The following is a 21,208-nucleotide window of genomic DNA, read 5'->3' as shown; positions in this document are numbered from 1 at the left end:
GCCCGGCGCTGCGGCTCGATCCCGCAGCGCGGCAGTCGATAGAAGGCGGCTATCGACGTTGTGATATGATCGATGGCCGATTGCGCGCGCTTGTGTAACGATTGCTTCGCGATATCAGTAGTATCGTGATTATCGATCTTCCACGAGCCGCCCCGAGGCCTTCCATGGATACGCTGCTGCTCCCGTTTTCGCCGCGCTTCATCGTGCTGACGATCTGCGCCACGGCGACCGCTTTGCTGCTGATCCTCGGCATCTACGACCGCAAGATCTTTGATCTCGTCCTGATCCCGCTGTTGATCTTCGGCGCGCTCACCCTGCTCGGCGTGCGCGACCTCATGCAGAAGAGCCACGCGGTGCTGCGCAACTACCCGATCGCGGCACACCTGCGTTTCCTGCTCGAGGAGATGCGGCCTGAGATGCGGCAGTATTTCTTCGAGAGCGAGAAGGACGGCATGCCGTTCTCGCGCGACACCCGTGCGGTGGTCTATCAGCGCGCCAAGATGGTGCTCGACAAGCGCCCGTTCGGCACCCAGGAAGACGTCTACCGCGAGGGCTATGAATGGATGCACCATTCGATGTCGCCCAAGCCGCGTGCGGAGGAAAAATACCGCATCACCATCGGCGGCCCCGACTGCGCAAAACCCTATTCCGCCTCGGTGTTCAACATCTCGGCGATGAGCTTTGGCGCCCTGAGCCCGAATGCGGTGCGCGCACTCAATGGTGGCGCCAAGCGCGGCGGCTTCGCGCACGACACCGGCGAGGGCGGCTTCAGCCCGTACCATGCCGAGATGGGCGGCGACATCATCTGGGAGATCGGATCCGGCTATTTCGGCTGCCGCCGCCATGACGGCACGTTCGACCCCGACGCGTTCGCGCGGGTCGCAGCCGCCGAGCAGATCAAGATGGTCGAGCTCAAGATCAGCCAGGGCGCCAAGCCCGGCCACGGCGGCGTGCTGCCGGCGGCGAAGGTGTCCGAGGAGATCTCCAAGATCCGCGGCGTCGCGATGGGCGAGGACTGCATCTCGCCGGCGGCGCACCGCGCGTTCTCGACGCCAATCGGGATGATGCAGTTCATCGGCGAGATGCGGCGGCTGTCGGGCGGCAAGCCGGCCGGCTTCAAGCTGTGCATTGGCCATCCCTGGGAGTTCCTTGCGATCTGCAAGGCGATGCTGGAGACCGGCATCTATCCCGACTTCATCGTGGTCGACGGCAATGAGGGCGGCACCGGCGCGGCGCCGCTGGAGTTCATGGACCACCTCGGCATGCCGATGCGCGAGGGCGTCAATTTCGTGCACAATGCGCTGGTCGGGCTGAACGTCCGCGATCGTATCAAGATCGGCGCCTCCGGCAAGATCGCCACCGCCTTCGACATGGCGCGCGCGATGTCGATCGGCGCCGACTGGTGCAACTCGGCGCGCGGCTTCATGTTCGCGCTCGGCTGCATCCAGTCCTTGAGCTGCCACACCGACCGCTGCCCAACGGGCGTCGCGACGCAGGATCCGACGCGCGCCCGCGCGCTGGTCGTGCCGCACAAGCTCGACCGCGTCTACAACTATCATCACGCGACCCTGCATGCGCTGGCCGAGCTGCTCGCCGCCGCCGGCCTCGAGCATCCGCAGGATCTGCGGCCCATCCACTTCTCACAGCGGACGTCGACCACCGATGTCTCCTCCTTTGCCAAGCTGTATCCATCGCTGCGGCCGGGCGAACTGCTCGAGGGCACCCAGGACGTCCGCTTCCGCGACGCCTGGGCGATGGCGCGAGCCGATACGTTTGCGGCGGTGCAGTGAAACGCCTTGCGTGATCGTTCTTGGGAACTTTCCGGCTCCAATTCCATCTAAGCCACGTGTACTCAGCTTGGATGATCGACAATGCCTTGGACCACAGCGACCACGGTCTCCGCGGCGACGAGCGGCGAGGATGACCTGATCCGACGGGCGAAAGCCCGCGACGAGGCGGCCATTCGGGCCATCCTGCAGGCCAACAACCGCCGCCTGTTCCGGATCGCCCGCGGCATCCTGCGCAACGACAGCGAGGCGGAGGACGTCGTGCAGGAAACCTATGTCCGGGCACTCACCCACCTGGACGCGTTTCGCGGCCAGTCCAGCCTGTCGACGTGGCTGGTTCGCATCGCGATGAACGAGGCGATGGGGCGGCTGCGCGGGCGGCGACCGGCACTGCAACTGGATGCGGAGCGAGAGAACAAGCCTCGGGCCGAGGTCATCCAATTTCCCGCCACGTCGAGCGATCCGGAGAAGTCGGTGGCGCAGCGCCAGATCCAGGCCGTTGTCGAACGGGCGATCGATGACCTGTCCGAGCCGTTTCGCCTGGTGTTCATCGCCCGCGTGATCGAGGAGATGAGCATCGACGAGACGGCGGACTTGCTCGGATTGAAGCCCGAGACCGTGAAGACGCGCCTGCATCGCGCCCGCGGCATGTTGCGCGAGAACGTCGAAAAAGAGATCGGTCCCGTCCTTCTGGACGCGTTTCCCTTCGCCGGCCCGCGTTGCGAGCGGCTGACCGAGGCCGTGCTCGATCGTCTTCGACGTCCGACCTGAAGATTCTCGGGAACGTCGGCTCCCGCTTTTCATCCAATCCCTGTGCAGTCATTCACCCGCCGGCCACGAGGTCCGGCGGCACAGGAGATGAGAACCATGTTCAAGCATATCGGTACGATCGCCCTCGCGCTCTGCCTCACGAGCAGCGTCGCCCTGTCGCAGGGCGCCAAGCTCAGCGATCCGCAGATCGCGCATATCGCCTACACCGCCGGCGAAATCGACATCAAGGCGGCGAAGCAGGCCTTGGACAAGTCCGGCAGCAAGGAGGTCAAGGAGTTCGCGCAAGGCATGGTGCGGGACCACGAGGCGGTCAACAAGCAGGCCCTCGCCCTGGTCAAGAAGCTGAAAGTGACGCCGGAAGACAACGATACCAGCCGCGCGCTGTCGAAGCAGGCGAGCGAGAAGCTCGACGAGCTCAGCAAGCTCAAGGGCGCGGCATTCGACAAGGCCTATATCGCCAACGAGGTCGCCTACCACAAGACGGTGAACGGCGCGCTGGAGACGCAGCTCATTCCGTCCGCAACCAACGCCGAGCTGAAGGAGTTGCTGCAGACCGGCTTGAAGCTCTTCCAGGGCCACGAGCAGCACGCCGAGCATGTCGCGGCGGATCTGAAGTAGGACGATCCGATGCTGTCAGGACGCATCACTCTCGTGAGTGTGGTTGTGCTCGCCGCCATGAGCGTTCCGGCGCGCGCTGCCACGATCCGGATCTTGGTGGACAAGCTCGAATTCTCGCCGGCCGCGGCTTCGGCCAAGGTCGGCGATACCGTCGAATGGGTCAACAAGGATGCGCTGGCTCATACGGCCACGGCGCGGGATGGCGCCTTCGATGTCACTTTGCCGCCGAGCAAGACGGTGAGCTCGGTCCTCAAGAAGGCGGGCACGGTCGACTACTACTGCCGCTTTCATCCCAACATGAAGGCGACACTGACCATCGCGCCGTGACGCCGTTGGCCTCAATGCGGGTTCTCCAGGCTGAAGGTCTCGGACTGCTCGTCATAGGCGAACAGCTCGGCATAGCGGCCCCATGACACGATGGTGTGCAAGGTCTCGTCGGCGTAGTGCTCGGACATGTAGTCCTCGAGCTCGATGCGGAAGCGCGCAGCCGGAGCGGCGTGCGAGGGGCGGTCGTCGAGCACGCGGCGGATCAGCCCCATCAGCGGCACGTTCTCCATCAAATGCTTCGCGAACAGCTTCTTGCGCTCGTCGGTCTCCTGATGGGCGAACCGCCGCCCGTCCTCGGTCAAGGTCAGGTCGCCTTCACTGAGCTGGGCGAAGCGCAAGAGCTGCAGCGCCTCGGCCAGCGGAAAGATCTCGTCGACCTCGAGCTGCAGATGGCCCGCCAGCACCGGCAGGTCGGCATGCCCATTATAGGGTTCGCCGGCTAGCGTCTCGATCAGGCCGGAGATCGAGTTCGACGACACGTGGTTGAGCACCATGCCCACGCCGGCGCTGGCGGTGCTCGGCAGCTTCGGCTCGGGCCGCTGCGTCATGCGGGCATAGAGACTGTCGACGAGCTGGCGGAACGCGGGATCGAGCCGGTTGCGCGGATGCGGCAGGTCGATCCTGAACTCGGCGGCGACGCGGCCGGGATTGGACGAGAACACCAGGACGCGGTCGCACATCAGCACCGCTTCCTCGATGTTATGCGTCACCATCAGCACCGACTTGATCGGCAGCCGGCCGTCGGTCCAGAGATCGACGAGGTCGGTGCGCAGCGTCTCGGCGGTGAGCACGTCGAGCGCGGAGAACGGCTCGTCCATCAGCAGGAGGTCAGGATGCACGACGAGCGCGCGGGCGAAGCCGACGCGCTGGCGCATGCCGCCGGACAGCTCTTTTGGAAAAGCCGATTCGAAACCGTCGAGACCTATCAGGTCGATCGCGGCCAGCGCGCGTTTGCGCCGCTCGGCACTGTCGACACCGAGCGCCTCCAGGCCGAGTTCGACGTTTTGCAGCACGGTGAGCCAGGGAAACAGCGCGAACGACTGGAACACCATGGCGACGCCAACAGGGGGGCCGGCGATGATCTCGCCGCGGCATCGTGCTTCGCCTGAGGATGGCGACACCAGGCCGGCGATGATCCGCAGCAGGGTCGACTTGCCCGAGCCGGAGCGTCCGAGCAGGCCGACGATTTCGCCGGCTCGGATCGTGAGGTCGACCTTCTCCAGCACGACGAGATCCTCGCCGCTGCCCTTTGGGAAGAGCCGGCTGACGCTCTTGATCTCGATCAGCGATGTGTCCTTGACCTGGTCGCGCATGATGATCTCTCCCGGTCAGCCGAGCCGCAGCCGGCGCTCGCCGAAGGCATACAGCGGCCGCCACAGCAGCCGGTTGAACAGAGTGACGAGGATGCACATCACGGCAATGCCGAGTACCACGCGCGGAAAGTCGCCGCGCTCCGTCGCCGCGGCGATGTAGGCGCCGAGCCCCGACGCCGTCAGATGCGTGTCGCCCCAGCTCGCGACCTCTGCGACGATCGCCGCGTTCCATGAGCCGCCCGAGGCGGTGATGGCGCCGGTGATGTAATAGGGGAAGATTCCGGGCAGCACGACCTTGAACCACCAGCGCCAGCCGGTCAGGTGCAGGCTCGCGGCCGCCTCGCGCAGGTCGGTCGGGAAGGCGCTGGCACCGGCGATGACGTTGAATAGGATGTACCATTGCGTGCCCAGGATCATCAGCGGGCTCAGCCAGACATTGGCGTCGAGGCGAAAGCGCACGATCAGCACGACGAACACCGGGAAGGCGAGGTTGGCCGGGAAGGCGGCGAGGAACTGCGCCAGCGGCTGGATGCGCTCAGCGAGCTTGGGCCGCAGCCCGATCCAGACGCCGACGGGGACCCAGATCAGCGACGCCAGCCCGATCAGCACCACCACGCGGATCAGCGTGATCAGGCCATAGCCGATGGCGGAGAGGACATCGGCGGGCGCCAGCGTGGCCGAGAGGTAGAGGTACGTCTTCCAGCCGGCATAGGCGCAACCGAGAACGACGACGGCGAGCCAGAGGCCGTCGACGAGCTGCGACGGTGGCGCGTGCCGCACCGGGCCGCTCCAGGTTTTAGGCCAGTTGATCCGCAGGTTCGAGACGGCGCGATTGACCGCGGCGAACGGGACGGACAGCGAGCGCAGCGCGCGGGTGCGCCGGAACAGGTCGAGCATCCACGAGCTCGGCGGATTGCCCGAGGCGGTCTGCTCGAAGCGGAATTTGTCGGCCCAGGCCACGATCGGACGGAACAGCAGCTGATCGTAGGCGGTGATGACCAGCAGCATGGTCAGCAGCGCGGCGCCGATCGCGGCGAGATCCTTCTGCTGAATTGCCAGCGCGACGTAGGAGCCGATGCCGGGCAGGGTGACGGTGGTGTTGCCGACCGTGATCGCCTCGGAGGCCACGACGAAGAACCAGCCGCCGGACATCGACATCATCGCATTCCAGATCAGGCCGGGCATCGCATAGGGGACGTCGAGCCGCCAGAAGCGCTGCCAGCCGGAGAGGTGGAAGCTGCGCGTCGCCTCCTCCAGATCCTTCGGCACGTTGCGCATCGACTGGTACATGCTGAAGGTCATGTTCCAGGCCTGGCTGGTGAAGATCGCGAACACGCAGGCGAGCTCGGCGCCCAGCACCTTGCCGGGGAGCAGGTTCATGAAGAACACGACGGTGAAGGTGAGGAAGCCGAGGATCGGCACCGACTGCAGGATGTCGAGCAGCGGGATCAGCACGATCTCGGCGCGCCGGCTCTTGGCCGCCAGCGCGGCGTAGACGAAGGTGAACACGAGCGAGCACGCGATCGCGAGCAGCATGCGCAAGGTCGTGCGCAGCGCGTAGAGCGGAAGGTTGGCCGGATCGAGCGACACCGGGGCGGTATCCAGCGCCGACAGCGGCTGGGTGGTCTGCTCGCCGCCATAGACGATCAGCACCATCGCGCCCACCACGATCACCAGCGCGACCACGTCCCAGATGTTGGGACGGACGGCGTCGCGCAGCACTGTGGTCCGGAGCTCCTGAAGCATCATCGGCGTGTCTCGTCTCGTCGTCCGCAGCCATCGGCGGTGGCTGCGGACGGTGCTTGTCATGGCGTATGGGCTGGTTCGCGCCGGCTGGGGCTGCCGACCGAATCCGTACCCTAAGTGCCCTGTGTGATGGTTTGATATCAAGCGGCGGCGGCCGGGATCCGGTACCACATGTCGGCCTATCAAAGGATACGCAGGCCGCGTCTTCACGTTCCCGCGACATCGGCTGTCCGGGGTATGCCTGATCGCGCGCCACTCGCTCGATCTGCGCCTCCGCCGCGTGCGAGGGAGGTCGCATCGCATGGCAGATGCGAAGCGGGTGCGAGAATGCTCCGGCGGGGCGCACTGTCGTTGCGGCGACAGCACGGGTTCAGCTACCCCACATTCGGCTCGCCGCCCTCCGGCGCGAGCCTGGTCGCCAGGATCTTGTCGATGCGGCGGCCGTCGAGGTCGATGATCTCGAAGCGCCACCCCTGCAGCTCGAAGCTCTGGCCGACCTCGGGCACGCTGCCGAAGTGCTGCAGCACCAGGCCGGCGACGGTGTGATAGCCGCGATGTGGCGGCACCTCGATGGCGAGGACGTCGGCGAACTCGTCGAGCGGCATCCAGCCGGAGACCAGCAGCGAGCCGTCGTCGCGGCGGACGCAGGCGGGCTCGGGGGGACCCTGCTCGGACGAGAATGCGCCGACGATCGACTCCAGAATATCCGCCGCGGTCACGACGCCTTCGAACGCGCCGTATTCGTCGTGGACCAGCCCCATATGCACGGGCGCTACCTTGAGGATCGCGATCACGTCGCGCGCATCGACGGTGGAGGGAATGATCGGCACCTCGCGCACCAGGTTGCGCAGGTCCGGCGTCTCGTCGCGCAGATAGGCCGCCAGCAGGTCCTTGGCCTGGAGCACGCCGATCGGACGGTCGCGCTCGCCGTCCGACACCGGCAGGCGCGAATGCGGGCTCCTGGCGAGCAGCTCGCGAATGGCCTTGGGATCGTCGTTGAGGTCGACGACGTCGACCTCGGGACGCGGCGTCATGATGGCGCCGACCGGGCGGTCGCCGAGCCGCATCACGCCCGCGATCATCTCCTTCTCGCCCGGCTCGAGCACGCCGGCAGTCTCGGCCTCGCGCACCAGATGATGGATCTCCGCCTCCGAGACCTTCTCCTCGGCCTCGCCGGAACGGCCGAGCAGCGTCAGGATCAGCTTGCCGGAAAGGTCGAGCAGGACCACCAGCGGCAGCGACACCTTGGCGAGCACCTGCATGGCCGGCGCGACGCGGACGGCAATCGCCTCGGGATCACGCAGCGCGAGCTGCTTCGGCACCAGCTCGCCGACGATCAGCGTGGCATAGGTGATGATGGTGACGACCAGGCCGACGCCGACGATGTCGGCGACGGAAGCCGACAGGCCGAGCTCCAGCAGCGATTGCGTCAGGCGCTGGCCGAGCGTGGCGCCCGAGAACGCGCCGGAGAGCACGCCGACCAGGGTGATGCCGATCTGCACCGTCGACAGGAATCGCCCCGGGTCGGACGCCAGCGTCAGCGCCCGCCGCGCGCCGGACACGCCTTTCTCGGCCAGCATGGCCAGCCGGGCCGGCCGCGACGAGACGATCGCGAGTTCGGACATCGACAACAGCCCGTTGACGACGATGAGGACGACGATGATGGCGAGTTCGACTGAGAGCATTTCGACCTGTGAGCGCCCGAAGGGGCGGGGAATGGAGACAGGTCCTAGCATATGGGGATGGCAAGCGCCCAATGCCGCATTGCGGTAAGCGCATGGGGGACTGCACCCTGGCGGCAGGTCAGCTTGGCGCACCGACGGGCGCATCATCCTCCGCTGTCGTCCCGGCCTTGAGCCCGGACGACACCCATTTGTGGCGCGAATTGTGGCTCTCATCGGCGCTCGACTGCCGGCCTCGACGGCGGCGCAGCCTGTCGCCCTCAGAAATCCCCGTGCAACCGCCCGGAGAAGATCGACACCGGGCCGCGGTCGGCGTTGTAGGCGGGGTTGTTGACGAACTGGTAGTCCGCCGTGAAGGTCAGGTATTTGTTGATCGAGTAGGCGTAGTAGGCCTCGATGATGTTCTCGCGCCGATAGTTCAGCGCACCATCGCCGATCAGCGGGCCGAGGCCGCCGGCGGCGAGGAAGGCGCGGTGGTCGCGCGACAGCCCGTTGGTCACGCCGGCGAGGCCGATCGTATCATCGGGACGGCCCCAGCGCGTGCCCTTGATCGAGGTGCCGAACGACAGGCTGTTGTCGATGTCGGTGAAGGCCATGATCTCGGTCTTGCCGTCGTTCCAGCTCCAGCGGCCGAACAGGCCGAGCTCGTCTGACAGCGCCTGGTCGAAAGAGACGACGTAGCCGTATTTGGGGCGGCCGCGGCGGGTCTGGGTGATGTCGGCATTGAGCGCGGGATTGTCCAGCGTCTCGCGGTAGCTGCCGGAGAAGGTGTTGTTGAAGAAGCCGATGGTGCGCAGGTGGCCCGGCTGTGAGAACAGCTGATAGCGCGTCTCCAGCTCGACGACATAGCTGCCGCGCCTGAACACGTTCGTGTCGAAATTGTTGGAGTTCGAGGTGGCGTCGACCAGGAAATAGCCGGCGCGCAGCGCCCAGTTCCTCTGGTTCAGCTCGGCGGTGGCGCCATAGGTCAGGCCGAGCTTGTCGGCGGCGTAGTCGAAGGCACCGGGCGCCCAGATCGACCAGTTCATGAAGTCCTTGCGCGCATCCTTGGCGTAGGCGTTGCCGTCGAACACGTCGAGCACCGGAAATTTGCCGATCTGCACCGTGAGACGCGAGATGTCCTGCTTGCCGGAGAGCTGCAGCTGGCCGCTGCCGAGCTGCTCCTGCTCGCCGCCGAAGCCGAAGGTCTGGCGCAGGAACAGCCGCGAGGTGTTGTAGTGCGGATAGGGGAAGTCGGACTTCTGCGCTTCGCCATTGGGGAAGCCGCCGAGTCCGACGGTGTTGCTGAGGCCGAAGCCCTGCAGCAGCTCGGGATTGTAGTAGACCTCGCCGCCGTCCCACAGCCGCGCGTTGATGTACAGGCTGTTGCTCCAGGTCTCCTGGAATTGGCGCGCGGGTGTCAGGCTGTTGGCGCCGGTGTAGGCGGCGCGGAACGCCGGATAGCCCTGGCCGATCACGGTCGCCTGGCCGTGGATCTCCCAGCGGTCGGATTCGGGATCGGACGGATCGCTCTTGAGCTTCAGGTCGGGACCGCTGGCGAAGTCGAGCTTCCGGTTGAGCCCGACCCGCAGGGTCTGGAAGTCGAGTTGCGAATTGTAGCTGGCTCCGTTGGAGAAGCGGACGCCACCGTTCTCGAAATGGCTGTAGAGATATTCGAGGCGCCAGCTCCAATGCGGCGCAAAGCTGCGTTCGATGCCGGCGCCGGCGGCCCAGCCGAGCCGCGTCGTCAGCAGTTTCTCGGTGTCGCCGGCTGCATTGGTGTTGATGAAGCGGCCGCCGGTCCAGGCAAGGCCGCCGGTGGCATAGACCAGCCAGTCGCCCCTGATGTAGCCGACGCGGCCGCGGGCGGTGGCGACATAGTCCCACAGCTCCGAGACGTTCGAGCCGGGCGTGCCGAGCATCGCGACGGTGTGGTTGGAGGTGAGATAGTTCGGAAAGCTGAAATCACCCTCGAGCCCGAGCAACAGCCCGGAGCGGGTGACCCAGTTGTAGCCGGCCTGAACGCCGCCGGTGAGACCGCTGAACGGGCTGCCGGTGCTGACCGTGCCGCTCGGGTCCGTCAGGGTCGCCCGGCCGTGGTCACGTGTATAGCCGGCATGGACGCCGACATAGAGGCCGGTCCAGTCGAACACCGTTTGCGCCATCCGGGCCTTGACCGGCAGGTCGGCGGCAGCGGCGGGGGCAGCGAGCGCGGCGATCATGGCGCCGGCCGCGATCACTTCCCGGGTGCAGTTCGAACGGATCATGGCGGCGGATTCCCAAGGCAAGGCAAACGACACAGGCAACGTCACAACTGATTGCCCGCGCACAGTCACGAGAAGATTACGGAGTCGTCGATGTTTGATCGGAAGTGTGGATGACACGCGGCAATTCAGGGATGATTTATATTGCGATTAATTCGCAAGAGCAAGCGTGGGGCGATCTGACCCGGTTTCTGATCGAGGGTGTTGCGCCCACGCAACAATCGGCCCGCCCGGGCGGCCGGGCGGGCTGTCGAGATCGCAGATCGGGGCAGGTAGACGCCCGGCCTTGGCGAATTTGGCGAGGCGAGCCTTGGCCGCGGCTGGGCGGGGCGCGACGAAAGCCCAGCATCAATAGCCGCAGGCCCTGACCCGGCCGACATACTGGCCGTAGACGTTGTACTGCGGCACCCAGCGGCAGTACCGATAGCCACCGCCATAGTAGTAGCCGTCGTTGCTGGCGGCGATGGCGCTGCCGACGACGGCGGCGCCGACGAGGCCGGCACCGACGCCCCAGCCCCAATGGTGATGATGGAAGCCGTTGGCCGCGGCAGGCGTCGACGTTGCGGCGATGCTGCCGGTCACGGCGAGAGCGGTCAGCGCGAGGGCGGCAATCTTGGTCTTGATCGACATGGTGAAGGCTCCTGTTTGTTGTTGCGGCGGCCGGCGTCGGCCGCTTGCCAAATTGGACGGAGCCTTTTCGAAACCGGTTCGAATCGCCTGATCGCGATCGACGCCGTTCGAAGATTCATCAGAAGATCCAGAGTGTTATCTCTGGCTCAGCCGCCCGACAGGGGGCCGCGGCCAAGCGCGTTCACGTCGAAGTTATCGATGTCGTCCAGCAGCGCACAGAACGCCCGCGCGCCGTGGTCGAGCACGCGCTCGCCCTTCTCCGCCGACGCCTGCGTGGCATCGCCGACCGCGCCGCCCGCATTCAGGTCCTGCGTCTGCCAGGCCATCGGCGCCGGCCGCTGCGTCGAGAGCACCTTGTAGGTCGTTTCCATCTCAGCGCCGCGCGAGGAGAATGCGGCGATCGCATCGCTGCGCACCAGCGTGGGATGGCGGGCCAGCATGATCGAGGTCTCGACGGCGCCGCCGTGAATGCCGTGCCGCAGCTCATCGGGCGAGAACAGGCCGTCGGGCGCACCGAAGCGCGACCACGACGTCGTCACCACCAGCATGCGGTGATCAGCGCGCAGATCCTGTGCGACCAGGGTCATCGCGGCACTGTTGCCGCCATGGCTGGTGACGATCACGAGCTTCCTGATCCCGGCGCGCGCGACGCTGTCGCCGAGCGCACGCCAGCTCCGCAGCGCGACCTCGGTCGGCATGGTCAGCGTGCCCGGATAGTCGATATGCTCGGTCGAGATCCCCACTGGCTGCACCGGCAGGACCGTCACCGGCAGCGCCGGCGGCAACAGCGCCCGCACCTGGGCGAGATAGGCCTCGGCGATGTAGACGTCGGTGCCGAGAGGCAAGTGCGGGCCGTGCTGCTCGGTGGCGGCGAGCGGCAGCACTGCGATCCAGCGCGCGCTCTCGGGCGTTCCCGCCTCGGACGTTGCCAAAGCGGGCCAGTGCAGCTCGGTCCAGTCGCGGGGCGGCAGGGTCATCGCGCGGGCAGTTTCCTTCGTCCGTGGGGCAGGGTAGGTATCGCTCGAACGATCTTAACATGTTCAGCCAGAAAGAACCGGGGAGACCAGACATGGCGCAGGCGCTTCTGCCGCGAACGTTAATGGCGGCATTGCTGGTCCTCGGCGGGACTTTGGGCGGGATGATCTCGGCGGCCCATGCCCAGACTCTGGACAAGGTCTCGTTCGGCACCAACTGGGTCGCCGAGGCCGAGCATGGCGGCTTCTTCCAGGCGGTCGCCGACGGCACCTACAAGCGCTACGGTCTGGACGTGACGATCGTGCCGGGCGGTCCGAACGAGAACAACCGCATGCTGCTGATCTCGGGCAAGATCGAGTTCTTCATGGCCGCGAACACGCTGATGTCGTTCGACGCGGTCGCCAACAACGTGCCGGTGGTGTCGATCGCGGCGATGTTCCAGAAGGACCCGCAGGTGTTCCTGACCCACCCGGAGTCCAGGATCACCAAGCTCGACGAGCTGAAGCCGCTGACCCTGTTCGTCTCCAAGGAAGGCATCTCCAGCTACTATCAATGGCTGAAATCGGAATACGGTTTCTCCGAGAAGAACGTCCGCCCCTACACGTTCAATCCGCAGCCCTTCATCGCCACGCCGCAGAGCGCAATGCAGGGCTATGTCACGTCGGAGCCGTTCGCGGTCGAGCGCGCCGCCGGCTTCAAGCCCGGCGTGATCCTGCTCGCAGACAACGGCTTCAACACCTATTCGACCCTGATCGAGACGCGCCGCGACCTGATCGAGAGCAAGCCGGACCTGGTGCAGCGTTTCGTCGATGCCTCGATCATCGGCTGGTACAACTACATCTACGGCGACAATTCCGCGGGCAATGCGCTGATCAAGAAGATGAACCCGGAGATGACCGACGACCTGCTGGCCTATTCGGTCGCCAAGATGAAGGAGTACGGCATCGTCGATTCCGGCGACAGCGTGGAGAAGGGCATCGGCGCCATGACGGAGGAGCGCATCGCCAGCTTCTTCGACAAGATGGTGCGGGCCGGCGTGGTCAAGTCGACGATCGACTATCGCAAGTCCTACACGTTGCGTTTCGTCAACAAGAGCGTCGGCATCGATCTCCGGCCGAAGAAGTAGGACGCTTGAGCGGCACTTTCAGCAAATGAGCTCACCCCTTTCGTCCGAGCGCGCCGTCGCGACCGCGGTACGCCTGCGCGGCGTCACCAAGGTGTACGAGTCCGGCGTCGCCGCGCTGGGGCCGATCGATCTGACCATCGCCAAAGGCGAGTTCGTCTCGCTGCTCGGCCCCTCCGGCTGCGGCAAGTCGACGGCGCTGCGGCTGATCGCAGGCCTCGCGCGCCCGAGCGGCGGCGCGGTCGATGTCGCGGCGTCCGCGTCCGAGACGCATCCGGGCCATCGCATCGGCTTCGTGTTCCAGGAGCCGACCTTGATGCCCTGGACCAGCGTGCGCGACAATGTCGGATTGCCGTTGAAGCTTGCGCATGTCCCGGCCATGGAGGCGCGGCCGCGGATCGATGCGGCCTTGGCGCAGGTCGGCCTGTCGGATTTTGCCGATGCTTTCCCGCGCGAATTGTCCGGCGGCATGAAGATGCGCGCCTCGCTGGCGCGGGCGCTGGTGACGCGGCCCGACATCCTGCTGATGGACGAGCCGTTCGCGGCCCTCGACGAGATCACGCGCTTTCGCCTCAACAACGACCTGCTGGCGCTGTGGCGCAGCCTGAACATGACCGTCCTGTTCGTCACCCATTCGGTGTTCGAGTCGGTCTACCTGTCGCAGCGCGTGCTGGTGATGACGGCGCGGCCCGGCCGGCTCAGTGCCGAAATCCGGATCGACGTCGACTCGCGCGATGATGCGTTCCGGGCCTCGCCGGACTACGCCGCATACTGCCGTCGCGTCTCCGACGCGTTGGCGCCGGCCTACACCGGAGTGCATGCGCTGTGAGCGGTGCCTCCGAGCGAGCGACATCCGTTGCGGGCGAGCGGCTGGCGAGCCTCGCCTTTCCGGCCTTGGTTTTCGTCGCAGCGATGACGGCGTGGGAGTTGGTGGTGCGCGTCAACGGCATCCAGCCCTATGTGCTGCCGGGCCCGCTGCTCATCCTGAAGACGTTGGTTGCCGACTGGGACATTCTGGCGCAGTCGCTGCTGACGACACTGGTCACCACGCTCGAAGGCTTCATCGCTGCCGCGCTCGGCGGCATCGCGCTGGCGCTGTTGTTCAACCAGTCGAGATGGCTGGAATGGGCGCTGTTTCCCTATGCCGTGGTGCTGCAGGTCACCCCCGTGATCGCGGTCGCGCCGCTGCTCCTGATCTATCTGCCGCAGCAGACCGCGGTGGTCGTATGCGCCTGGATCGTCGGCTTCTTCCCGGTGCTGTCCAACACCGCGCTCGGGCTCAACTCGGTCGATCGCAATCTCGCCGGCCTGTTCCAGCTCTACGGCGCCTCGCGCTGGCAGACCTTGCGCTATCTGAAATTGCCCGCCGCTCTGCCCTACATTCTCGGCGGTCTGCGCATCGCCGGCGGCCTGTCGCTGATCGGCGCCGTCGTCGCCGAGATCGCCGCGGGCAGCGCCGGCGCGGGCTCAGGGCTCGCCTATCGCATCGCCGAATCCGGCTATCGTCTCAACATACCCCGCATGTTCGCAGCGCTGGTGCTGCTGTCGGTCGCCGGGATTGTCATCTATGGCTTGCTGGCGCTAGTTTCGCACCTCGTTTTGCGGCGCTGGCACGAGAGCGCGCTTGGAAAGGACAACTGATGGCGGCTACTTCGTCTGACAAGATCGATGTTCTGATCTATGGGCCGCTGCGGCCGATCCTGGAGAAAGGGTTCCCGGACGGCTTCACCGTGCACCATGCGACGACGCAGGCCGATCTCGAAGCGCTGCCGGCGGACGTGAAAGGGCGGATCCGCGGCGTCGCCGTGACCTTCCACACCGTGAAGACCGATGCCGCCGTGATGGCGATGCTGCCGAAGCTGGAGATGATCGCAAGCTTCGGCGTCGGCTATGACCATATCGCGGCCGCCCATGCCGGCCAGCACGGCATCATCGTCACCAACACGCCGGACGTGCTGACCGAGGAGGTCGCCGACGTCGCGCTCGGCCTGCTGATCGCCACCTGCCGCGAGTTCATCAAGGCCGATCGCTTCGTGCGCTCCGGCGAGTGGATGTCGAAGCCCTATCCGCTGAGCGTCGGCTCGCTGCGCGACCGCACCGTCGGCATGGTCGGCATGGGCCGCATCGGCCAGGCGATCGCGCGCCGGCTCGAAGCCTCGCTGGTGCCGGTGGTCTATCACTCGCGCAACCCGGCGGCGGGCGTCACCAACAAGCACTATCCCGACCTGCTCGCGATGGCCAGGGACGTCGACACGCTCATCGTGATCGTGCCCGGCGGCGCCGGCACCAACAAAATCGTCAACGCCGAGGTGCTGAAGGCGCTGGGGCCGCGGGGCGTCGTCGTCAACGTCGCCCGCGGCTCGGTGATCGACGAGCAGGCTTTGGTCGCGGCGCTGAAGTCCGGCACGATTCTCGGGGCCGGCCTCGACGTGTTCGAGAAGGAGCCGGCGGTGCCGGACGCGCTCAAGGCGATGGACAATGTCGTGCTGCTGCCACACATCGGCTCGGCTGCCATCGTAACCCGCAACGCGATGGATCAGCTGGTGGTCGACAATCTCAAGGTCTGGTTTGCCGGCAAGCCGCCGCTGACGCCCGTTCCGGAAACGCCGGTGAAAGGCCGCTGATGAAACGCTCGCTCCCAATGCTGATCGCGCTGCTGTCGTCAGTGGCGAGCGTCCCTGCCGTCGCGCAGGACGCCGCCGGCCTGAAGAAAGCGATGATCGGGCAGTGGGAGCTTGCGACCACCGAGCGCAGCAAGACCTGCGTCGTGACGTTGAAGCCGGACGCGGCGCCGCGCGGGCAGAAGCTCGAGCTGGAGCCGAGCTGCGCCGCCGCGCTGCCCTTCACCAAGGACATCGCCGGCTGGAACGTGAAGGGCCTCGACATCGTCAGTCTCCAGGCCGCCAATGGCGAAGCGGTGATCGACTTCACCGAGGTCGAGGCCGGCATCTTCGAGGGACTGCGCCAGGGCGAAGGCGTCTACATCCTGCAGAACCTGGCGGCGGCGCGGTCGCTGGCGAAATCGATGGACCAGATGATCGGCGACTGGGCGATGGTCCGCGGCAATGGCGCCACGATCTGCAGCCTGGTGCTGACCAACAACGACGCCGGCCACGACAATTTCCAAGTGTTCGTGAAGCCGAAATGCGACCCCATGATCGCAGCGTTCGCGCCGAGCCAGTGGCGGCTCGAGCACGGCCAGATGATGCTGATGTCGGACCGCGGCGAGACCTGGCGGTTCGAGGCGGACGACAATGCGCAGTGGCGGCTGGTGCCCGACAGCGCCAATCCGCTGATCATGCTCAGGCAGTAGGACGAGACGCGCGCCGTTGAGCGCCCTTGCCGCGCGGCGGGCAAGCTTCTTCCGGCATCGGATTTGGTTAACGGCCGGTTACACGCCTGTTCCACTGATTGGAACTTGTTGTTTACGCATCTTGCGTCTGATGGTTGTACTCCATCGAGGGGGACCGCCATGCGTGAGTTGTTGCGCCGGTTCAACAGGTCGCTGCCGTCGTTCAGCCTCAACGACAAGATCTCTGCGGCTGCGGCCGCGTTCGCCGTCCTGGTGATGCTGTCGACACTGGGCGCGCTGTCGGCGCTGCGCGAGCAGCGCCTGTTCTACGATCGGCTCGAAGCGCTTTCCATTGCAGCCCGCAACATCGAGCGCACCAACGCGCTGATCTACGCGGTCGTGATGGAATCGCGCGGCATCTACATGTCGTTGGACCGCACCGTCGCGCGGCGCTACGCCGATTCGCAGCTTGCGAAGATCGCGCAGCTGAGCAAGGTGGTCGACGAATGGGAAAGCCGGGTCACAGATGACGACGCCGCGCTGTTCGCCCCGTTCAGGAAGCGGATCGATCAGTTCGTCGCATTCCGCACCGAGATGGCGCGGCAGACGATCTCGGTCGGATCGTCGGCGGCGCGCGAGCTCGGCGACAATGACGAGAATCGCGCGGTGCGCACCGCGCTCAACGAGGACCTCGAGAAATTGTCGCGGCTCTATGCCGACCGCACCCGCGAGCTCGGCGAGGCGGCCGACGCGCGCGGCATGGCCGCGTTCTATCTGGGCGCGCTCGGGGCGGTGATCATCGTGCTGATCGCGGCCGCGGCGCTGGCGCTGCGCTGGGGCGTGCTGATGCCGCTGCTGGACATCGCCCGCGTCACCGACCGCATCGCCGCCGGCCGCATCAAGCTCAAGATTCCCCATGCGCGGCGCCATGACGAGATCGGACGGGTCGCCCATGCGGTGGAGACTTTCCAGAACGGCGCCTTCCGGATTCAGGAGCTCGAGCAGCACGAGGTCGAGATCGAGCGCCAGCACGCCGACATCCTGCGCGAGCACGAGCGGCTGGAGCAGGGCGCGCTCAGCAACCAGCAGCGTCTGGATGCCGCGGTCGCCAACATGGCCCAGGGCCTGATCATGCTCGACAGCTTCGGCTACGTGCTGATCGTCAACGAGCAGTACCGCAAGCTCTACGGCCTTCCTGCCTCGGTTGCGAAGCCCGGTGCGCATGTACGCGAGATTCTCGCACATCGCGCCAAGCTAGGCCTGCTGCGCGAGAAGCCGTCGGAGTTCCTCGCCGCGCTACGGGAGCGCATGAAGGAGCGACGGGCCGAGATCGTCGAGGTCGAGCTCGCCGACGGCCGCATCATCCGCATCTCGGAGCGTCCGATGGACGGCGGCGGCTGGATCGCCACTCATGAGGATTTCACCGCGCAGCGCCGTGCCGAGCGCAAGCTCGCGCGCGCCGAATATTTCCTCGCCGCATTGCTGGAGAACATCCCGCAGGCGGTGCTGGCCAAGGATGCGCAGTCGCTGCGCTACATGTTCGTCAATCGCGCCGCCGAGCGCCTGTTCGGCGTGCCACGCACCGACATCATCGGCCGCACGCCGGGCGAACTGTTCTCCGCGCCGACCGGCGCAATCCTCGAGGAAGCCGCCCGCGACCAGCTCGCAGGGCGCGGCGACGATGAGCCGCGAGCCCATAGCATCCTCACACCCGGGAACGGTCCGCGCGACATCGTCGTGCGCCGGCTGCCGGTCTCGATCGGCGAGGGCGAGCCGAAATATCTCCTCAGCATCATCGAGGACCGCACCCAGGATCAGCGCGTGGCGGCATGATGCGTCACGTGGCAAGGCCGTGGATTGCCCTGCCTTGACGTCGCCTTGATCTGCATCAAGAACGGCCGCGCCGGGCGGACTAGCGTGCCCGGAACGGAGGCCTGTCCATGATCCGACGTCTGGGGATTCCCTTTGCTACCCGCCTCGGCGCTGCGGCGCTGCTCACGCTCGCCGTCGTCGCGCCGGTGCATCAGGCTGCCGCGCAGGACGTACTCGGCGGAGCGATCCTCGGCGGCGCCGGCGGAGCGATCCTGGGCGGCGCGATCGGCGGCGGCCGGGGCGCTGCGATCGGCGCCGTGATCGGGGCCGGTACCGGAGCTGCAATCGCGGCCGATGGCGAGCGCCGTCGTGGCGGTTATTATTCCTATCGCAATGGCTGCTATTTGCAGCGCGGCGACGGGTCATGGGTCCGCGCACACCCGCGCTACTGCTACTAAGCCTTATCCGTCGGCCGAATCGGCCGCTTGGCGGCGCGACGAACGCGCGGCCGGTGGCTTTGTCGCGCGCTCCAGCGCGTTGATGACGCGCGGATCCTCGCAATGCGCGACGTTGAAGCGCATCATCGTCGCGGCGGATTGCGCCGCGCTGAAGACGTCGCCGGGCGCGAGCACCACGTGTTCATCGAGCGCGGCCTGGGCCACCTCGATTGCCGTACAGCCGTCCGGCAACCTGCACCACAGATGAAAGCCGCCGCGCGGCATCAGCCATGGGGCGATACCGATGCGCTGCAGCCGTGCCGCCACGCGCGGCCGTGCTCGCCCAAGCCGTGCGCGCAGCTCCTCGACGTGCTTGCGGTAGCTGCCGCTGGTCAGCACCTGGGTCAGGGTCTCCGCGGCGAATTGTCCGGGACCGCCGAAGCCGGTCGCGATCTGCAGGTCGATCAGCGGTTCGATCCAGTCCGCGCGCGCCGCGATGTATCCGCAGCGCACCGAGGCCGACAGTGTCTTGGAGAAGCTGCCGACCAGGATCACCCGCGTCAGCCCGTCGAGTGCGGCGAGCCGCGGCGACGGCTCGGGTTCGAAATCGCCGTAGATGTCGTCCTCGACGATGATCGTGTCATGCGCCGACGCGGCGTTGAGCAGCCGGTGCGCCGTCTGCAGCGACAGCGTCGCCCCGGTCGGATTGTGCAGACCGGAGTTGGTGATGTAGAGCCGCGGGCGCTCGGCCGCGAGTATCGCCTCGAACTGCCCGATGTCGGGTCCGCCCGGCGTCATCGGCACGCTGATGATCCGCGCCTGATGCGCGCGCAGCAGCGCGAGGAAGTTGAAGTAGCAGGGATCGTCGACCAGCACGGCGTCGCCGGCACGCAGCAGCATGCGGCAGATCAGGTCGATCGCCTGCGTGCCAGACGAGGTCAGCACCAACTGCTCGCTGAACGCGTCGATGCCGATGCCGGCAAGGCGGCCCTGCAGCAGCCGTCGTAGCGCCGGCGATCCTCGCGCTGCGCCGTAGTCGCTCAGCACAGGGCCGGCGCTGCGCGCCAGCGCGCGGACCGCGCGCCGCAGCGCGTCCTGCGGCATCCACTCGGCCGGCAGCCAGCCGCAGCCGGGCGTCAGCGTTCCCGGTCCGGCGTCGAGCGACTGCCGCGACACCCAGAACGGGTCGACCGCGCGCGGGCGGCGCGGCTCGCGATCGGCGAGGGCCAGCGGCGGCAGCGCCGTGTCGGCGACATAGAAGCCGGAGCAGCGCCGGGCACGGATCACGCCCTCGGCGGCGAGCCGGTCATAGGCCTCGACCACCGTGGCCGGCGACACGCCCATCGCCGCGGCGAAGGCGCGGATCGAGGGCAGGCGCTGGCCGGCGCTGAGCGCGCGCGTCGCCAGACGCTGGCGGATCGCATCGACCACGGCGATGGTCCGCGAGCCGCCTCGGCGGGAGTCGGGCGTCCCTGGTCCCAAGTGTGTTGCCCTTTGCATCAGTACAGATTGTGGAAATTGTATCGGTTTGTCGCTGCCGCAACAAGCCTGATCGGGCTATGGGATCTGCGAGGAGGAGCCGTGCATGAAGGGTTCGATCGAAGGCTGGGGGAACGGCATCATCGGCATGGCGATCTTCAGCGGCTCGCTGCCGGCGACGCGGGTGGCACTGGAGGGCTTTTCGCCGCTGTTCCTGACGGGCGCACGCGCGACGCTCGCGGCCGTGCTGGGCGCGCTTTGTCTCACGCTGTTGCGGCAGCCGCTTCCCGGCCGGCGCGACCTGATGTCGCTGGCGGTCGTGTCGCTCGGTGTCGTCATCGGCTTTCCGCTGCTCACCGCCCTGGCGCTCCAGCACATCACCTCGGCCCATGCGATCGTGTTCGTCGGTCTGCTGCCGTTGTCGACCGCCTTGTTCGGCGTGCTGCGCGGCGGCGAGCGGCCGCGGCCGTTGTTCTGGCTGTTCGCAGCACTTGGCGCTGCGGCGGTCTCGGGCTTCGCCCTGTCGCGGGACGGCGTCGCGGCGCCGATCGGCGATCTCGCGATGATCGCTGCGATCGTCGTCTGCGGCCTGGGCTATGCCGAGGGCGCCATGCTCACGCGCCGGCTCGGCGGCTGGCAGGTGATCTCGTGGGCGCTGCTGTTGTCTGCACCGCTGATGCTGTCGATGGCGGTGCTGACGCTGCCCGGCGCGTCACACGACATCACGGCCGCGGCGTGGCTGGGCCTCGCCTACGTCTCCGTCTTCAGCATGTTCGTCGGCTTCGCCTTCTGGTACCGCGGGCTCGCGCGCGGCGGCACTGCGACGGTGGGCCAACTGCAACTGCTGCAGCCCTTCCTCGGCCTCGGCTTCGCGAGCCTGCTGCTGCATGAGCCGGTGTCGGCAACGATGATTGCCGCAGCCGGAATCGTCGTCGTCTGTGTGGCAATGGCGCGCCGCTGGGCATGAGCCGTC

At 66.7% G+C, this 21,208-nt stretch carries 19 protein-coding genes; 12 read left to right on the top strand and 7 right to left on the bottom strand.

What is annotated here, in order from left to right; translation table 11 throughout:
* Positions 1-164: 164 nt before the first annotated feature.
* The 4 genes from ACQR1E_RS06000 (at position 165) to ACQR1E_RS05985 (ending at position 3,503) form a co-directional block, all read left to right on the top strand.
* Positions 165-1,790 carry an FMN-binding glutamate synthase family protein gene (locus ACQR1E_RS06000; RefSeq protein ID WP_315752267.1) on the top strand — a complete coding sequence of 542 codons (1,626 nt, stop codon included), beginning with the start codon at positions 165-167 and terminating at the stop codon, positions 1,788-1,790.
* 81 nt (positions 1,791-1,871) lie between these two features.
* Complete coding sequence (locus ACQR1E_RS05995; RefSeq protein ID WP_315752266.1) at positions 1,872-2,558, top strand: RNA polymerase sigma factor; 687 nt, start codon at positions 1,872-1,874, stop codon at positions 2,556-2,558.
* Positions 2,559-2,654: 96 nt separating this feature from the next.
* Positions 2,655-3,176 carry a DUF4142 domain-containing protein gene (locus ACQR1E_RS05990; protein WP_315752265.1) on the top strand — a complete coding sequence of 174 codons (522 nt, stop codon included), beginning with the start codon at positions 2,655-2,657 and terminating at the stop codon, positions 3,174-3,176.
* A gap of 9 nt (positions 3,177-3,185) precedes the next feature.
* On the top strand, positions 3,186-3,503 hold the full coding sequence (locus ACQR1E_RS05985; protein ID WP_315715292.1) for a cupredoxin domain-containing protein: 318 nt from the start codon (positions 3,186-3,188) through the stop codon (positions 3,501-3,503).
* 11 nt (positions 3,504-3,514) lie between these two features.
* On the opposite strand, the gene ACQR1E_RS05980 is transcribed toward ACQR1E_RS05985, so the two are convergent.
* From ACQR1E_RS05980 to ACQR1E_RS05955, 6 genes are all read right to left on the bottom strand, one after another.
* A complete protein-coding gene (locus ACQR1E_RS05980; RefSeq protein WP_315752264.1) occupies positions 3,515-4,816 on the bottom strand; it encodes an ABC transporter ATP-binding protein in 1,302 nt (433 codons plus the stop codon).
* Between the two features lie 15 nt (positions 4,817-4,831).
* Positions 4,832-6,565: an ABC transporter permease gene (locus tag ACQR1E_RS05975; protein ID WP_315825485.1), complete on the bottom strand. Its 1,734-nt coding sequence runs from the start codon at positions 6,563-6,565 to the stop codon at positions 4,832-4,834.
* 371 nt (positions 6,566-6,936) lie between these two features.
* Entirely contained in the window at positions 6,937-8,247 is a 1,311-nt protein-coding gene (locus ACQR1E_RS05970) for a hemolysin family protein (RefSeq protein WP_315752262.1), read from the bottom strand.
* A 257-nt stretch (positions 8,248-8,504) separates the two neighbouring features.
* Positions 8,505-10,490 (bottom strand): carbohydrate porin, encoded by a 1,986-nt coding sequence (locus ACQR1E_RS05965; RefSeq protein WP_315825484.1) that lies wholly within the window; start codon positions 10,488-10,490, stop codon positions 8,505-8,507.
* Positions 10,491-10,835: 345 nt separating this feature from the next.
* On the bottom strand, positions 10,836-11,117 hold the full coding sequence (locus ACQR1E_RS05960; RefSeq protein ID WP_315752260.1) for a hypothetical protein: 282 nt from the start codon (positions 11,115-11,117) through the stop codon (positions 10,836-10,838).
* Positions 11,118-11,263: 146 nt separating this feature from the next.
* Positions 11,264-12,094 carry a creatininase family protein gene (locus tag ACQR1E_RS05955; protein WP_315752259.1) on the bottom strand — a complete coding sequence of 277 codons (831 nt, stop codon included), beginning with the start codon at positions 12,092-12,094 and terminating at the stop codon, positions 11,264-11,266.
* Positions 12,095-12,216: 122 nt separating this feature from the next.
* Here ACQR1E_RS05955 and ACQR1E_RS05950 point away from each other — a divergent pair, with 122 nt between their 5' ends.
* The 7 genes from ACQR1E_RS05950 to ACQR1E_RS05920 all read left to right on the top strand — a co-directional run bounded on the left by ACQR1E_RS05950 (position 12,217) and on the right by ACQR1E_RS05920 (position 18,777).
* The gene (locus ACQR1E_RS05950) at positions 12,217-13,218 is read left to right on the top strand and encodes an ABC transporter substrate-binding protein (RefSeq protein ID WP_315752323.1); all 1,002 of its coding nucleotides are present in this window, start codon (positions 12,217-12,219) and stop codon (positions 13,216-13,218) included.
* 25 nt (positions 13,219-13,243) lie between these two features.
* Positions 13,244-14,044 (top strand): ABC transporter ATP-binding protein, encoded by an 801-nt coding sequence (locus tag ACQR1E_RS05945; RefSeq protein WP_315752258.1) that lies wholly within the window; start codon positions 13,244-13,246, stop codon positions 14,042-14,044.
* An 83-nt stretch (positions 14,045-14,127) separates the two neighbouring features.
* Positions 14,128-14,856 carry an ABC transporter permease gene (locus tag ACQR1E_RS05940; protein ID WP_315715432.1) on the top strand — a complete coding sequence of 243 codons (729 nt, stop codon included), beginning with the start codon at positions 14,128-14,130 and terminating at the stop codon, positions 14,854-14,856.
* Positions 14,856-15,839: a 2-hydroxyacid dehydrogenase gene (locus tag ACQR1E_RS05935; RefSeq protein WP_434896804.1), complete on the top strand. Its 984-nt coding sequence runs from the start codon at positions 14,856-14,858 to the stop codon at positions 15,837-15,839. The genes ACQR1E_RS05940 and ACQR1E_RS05935 overlap by 1 nt, the downstream gene beginning before the upstream one ends.
* 92 nt (positions 15,840-15,931) lie before the next feature.
* Positions 15,932-16,528, top strand: coding sequence for an AprI/Inh family metalloprotease inhibitor (locus tag ACQR1E_RS05930; protein ID WP_315715433.1), 597 nt, complete (start codon positions 15,932-15,934; stop codon positions 16,526-16,528).
* 159 nt (positions 16,529-16,687) lie between these two features.
* Complete coding sequence (locus tag ACQR1E_RS05925) at positions 16,688-18,340, top strand: PAS-domain containing protein (protein ID WP_434896803.1); 1,653 nt, start codon at positions 16,688-16,690, stop codon at positions 18,338-18,340.
* A 107-nt stretch (positions 18,341-18,447) separates the two neighbouring features.
* Positions 18,448-18,777 carry a hypothetical protein gene (locus tag ACQR1E_RS05920; RefSeq protein WP_315715302.1) on the top strand — a complete coding sequence of 110 codons (330 nt, stop codon included), beginning with the start codon at positions 18,448-18,450 and terminating at the stop codon, positions 18,775-18,777.
* Between the two features lie 3 nt (positions 18,778-18,780).
* Here ACQR1E_RS05920 and ACQR1E_RS05915 read toward each other — a convergent pair whose 3' ends face one another.
* Entirely contained in the window at positions 18,781-20,256 is a 1,476-nt protein-coding gene (locus ACQR1E_RS05915) for a PLP-dependent aminotransferase family protein (protein ID WP_434896802.1), read from the bottom strand.
* An 85-nt stretch (positions 20,257-20,341) separates the two neighbouring features.
* Between ACQR1E_RS05915 and ACQR1E_RS05910 the strand changes: the two genes are divergently transcribed.
* Positions 20,342-21,202 carry a DMT family transporter gene (locus ACQR1E_RS05910; RefSeq protein WP_434896801.1) on the top strand — a complete coding sequence of 287 codons (861 nt, stop codon included), beginning with the start codon at positions 20,342-20,344 and terminating at the stop codon, positions 21,200-21,202.
* The last annotated feature ends 6 nt before the right edge of the window (positions 21,203-21,208 follow it).

Source organism: Bradyrhizobium sp. HKCCYLRH1030 (assembly GCF_051168395.1).
GTDB lineage: Bacteria > Pseudomonadota > Alphaproteobacteria > Rhizobiales > Xanthobacteraceae > Bradyrhizobium.
This window is presented reverse-complemented; position numbering and strand designations above follow the sequence as displayed.

What these genes read in the sequence shown, in the direction of transcription:
- ACQR1E_RS05995 (WP_315752266.1), top strand. Translation starts at nt 1,872, where the DNA reads ATGCCTTGGACCACAGCGACCACGGTCTCCGCGGCGACGAGCGGCGAG.
- ACQR1E_RS05980 (WP_315752264.1), bottom strand. Translation starts at nt 4,816, where the DNA reads ATGCGCGACCAGGTCAAGGACACATCGCTGATCGAGATCAAGAGCGTC.
- ACQR1E_RS05940 (WP_315715432.1), top strand. Translation starts at nt 14,128, where the DNA reads ATGACGGCGTGGGAGTTGGTGGTGCGCGTCAACGGCATCCAGCCCTAT.
- ACQR1E_RS05955 (WP_315752259.1), bottom strand. Translation starts at nt 12,094, where the DNA reads ATGACCCTGCCGCCCCGCGACTGGACCGAGCTGCACTGGCCCGCTTTG.
- ACQR1E_RS05935 (WP_434896804.1), top strand. Translation starts at nt 14,856, where the DNA reads ATGGCGGCTACTTCGTCTGACAAGATCGATGTTCTGATCTATGGGCCG.
- ACQR1E_RS05960 (WP_315752260.1), bottom strand. Translation starts at nt 11,117, where the DNA reads ATGTCGATCAAGACCAAGATTGCCGCCCTCGCGCTGACCGCTCTCGCC.
- ACQR1E_RS05915 (WP_434896802.1), bottom strand. Translation starts at nt 20,256, where the DNA reads ATGCAAAGGGCAACACACTTGGGACCAGGGACGCCCGACTCCCGCCGA.
- ACQR1E_RS05970 (WP_315752262.1), bottom strand. Translation starts at nt 8,247, where the DNA reads ATGCTCTCAGTCGAACTCGCCATCATCGTCGTCCTCATCGTCGTCAAC.
- ACQR1E_RS06000 (WP_315752267.1), top strand. Translation starts at nt 165, where the DNA reads ATGGATACGCTGCTGCTCCCGTTTTCGCCGCGCTTCATCGTGCTGACG.
- ACQR1E_RS05930 (WP_315715433.1), top strand. Translation starts at nt 15,932, where the DNA reads ATGATCGGGCAGTGGGAGCTTGCGACCACCGAGCGCAGCAAGACCTGC.
- ACQR1E_RS05925 (WP_434896803.1), top strand. Translation starts at nt 16,688, where the DNA reads ATGCGTGAGTTGTTGCGCCGGTTCAACAGGTCGCTGCCGTCGTTCAGC.
- ACQR1E_RS05965 (WP_315825484.1), bottom strand. Translation starts at nt 10,490, where the DNA reads ATGATCCGTTCGAACTGCACCCGGGAAGTGATCGCGGCCGGCGCCATG.
- ACQR1E_RS05990 (WP_315752265.1), top strand. Translation starts at nt 2,655, where the DNA reads ATGTTCAAGCATATCGGTACGATCGCCCTCGCGCTCTGCCTCACGAGC.
- ACQR1E_RS05910 (WP_434896801.1), top strand. Translation starts at nt 20,342, where the DNA reads ATGAAGGGTTCGATCGAAGGCTGGGGGAACGGCATCATCGGCATGGCG.
- ACQR1E_RS05975 (WP_315825485.1), bottom strand. Translation starts at nt 6,565, where the DNA reads ATGATGCTTCAGGAGCTCCGGACCACAGTGCTGCGCGACGCCGTCCGT.
- ACQR1E_RS05920 (WP_315715302.1), top strand. Translation starts at nt 18,448, where the DNA reads ATGATCCGACGTCTGGGGATTCCCTTTGCTACCCGCCTCGGCGCTGCG.
- ACQR1E_RS05950 (WP_315752323.1), top strand. Translation starts at nt 12,217, where the DNA reads ATGGCGGCATTGCTGGTCCTCGGCGGGACTTTGGGCGGGATGATCTCG.
- ACQR1E_RS05945 (WP_315752258.1), top strand. Translation starts at nt 13,244, where the DNA reads ATGAGCTCACCCCTTTCGTCCGAGCGCGCCGTCGCGACCGCGGTACGC.
- ACQR1E_RS05985 (WP_315715292.1), top strand. Translation starts at nt 3,186, where the DNA reads ATGCTGTCAGGACGCATCACTCTCGTGAGTGTGGTTGTGCTCGCCGCC.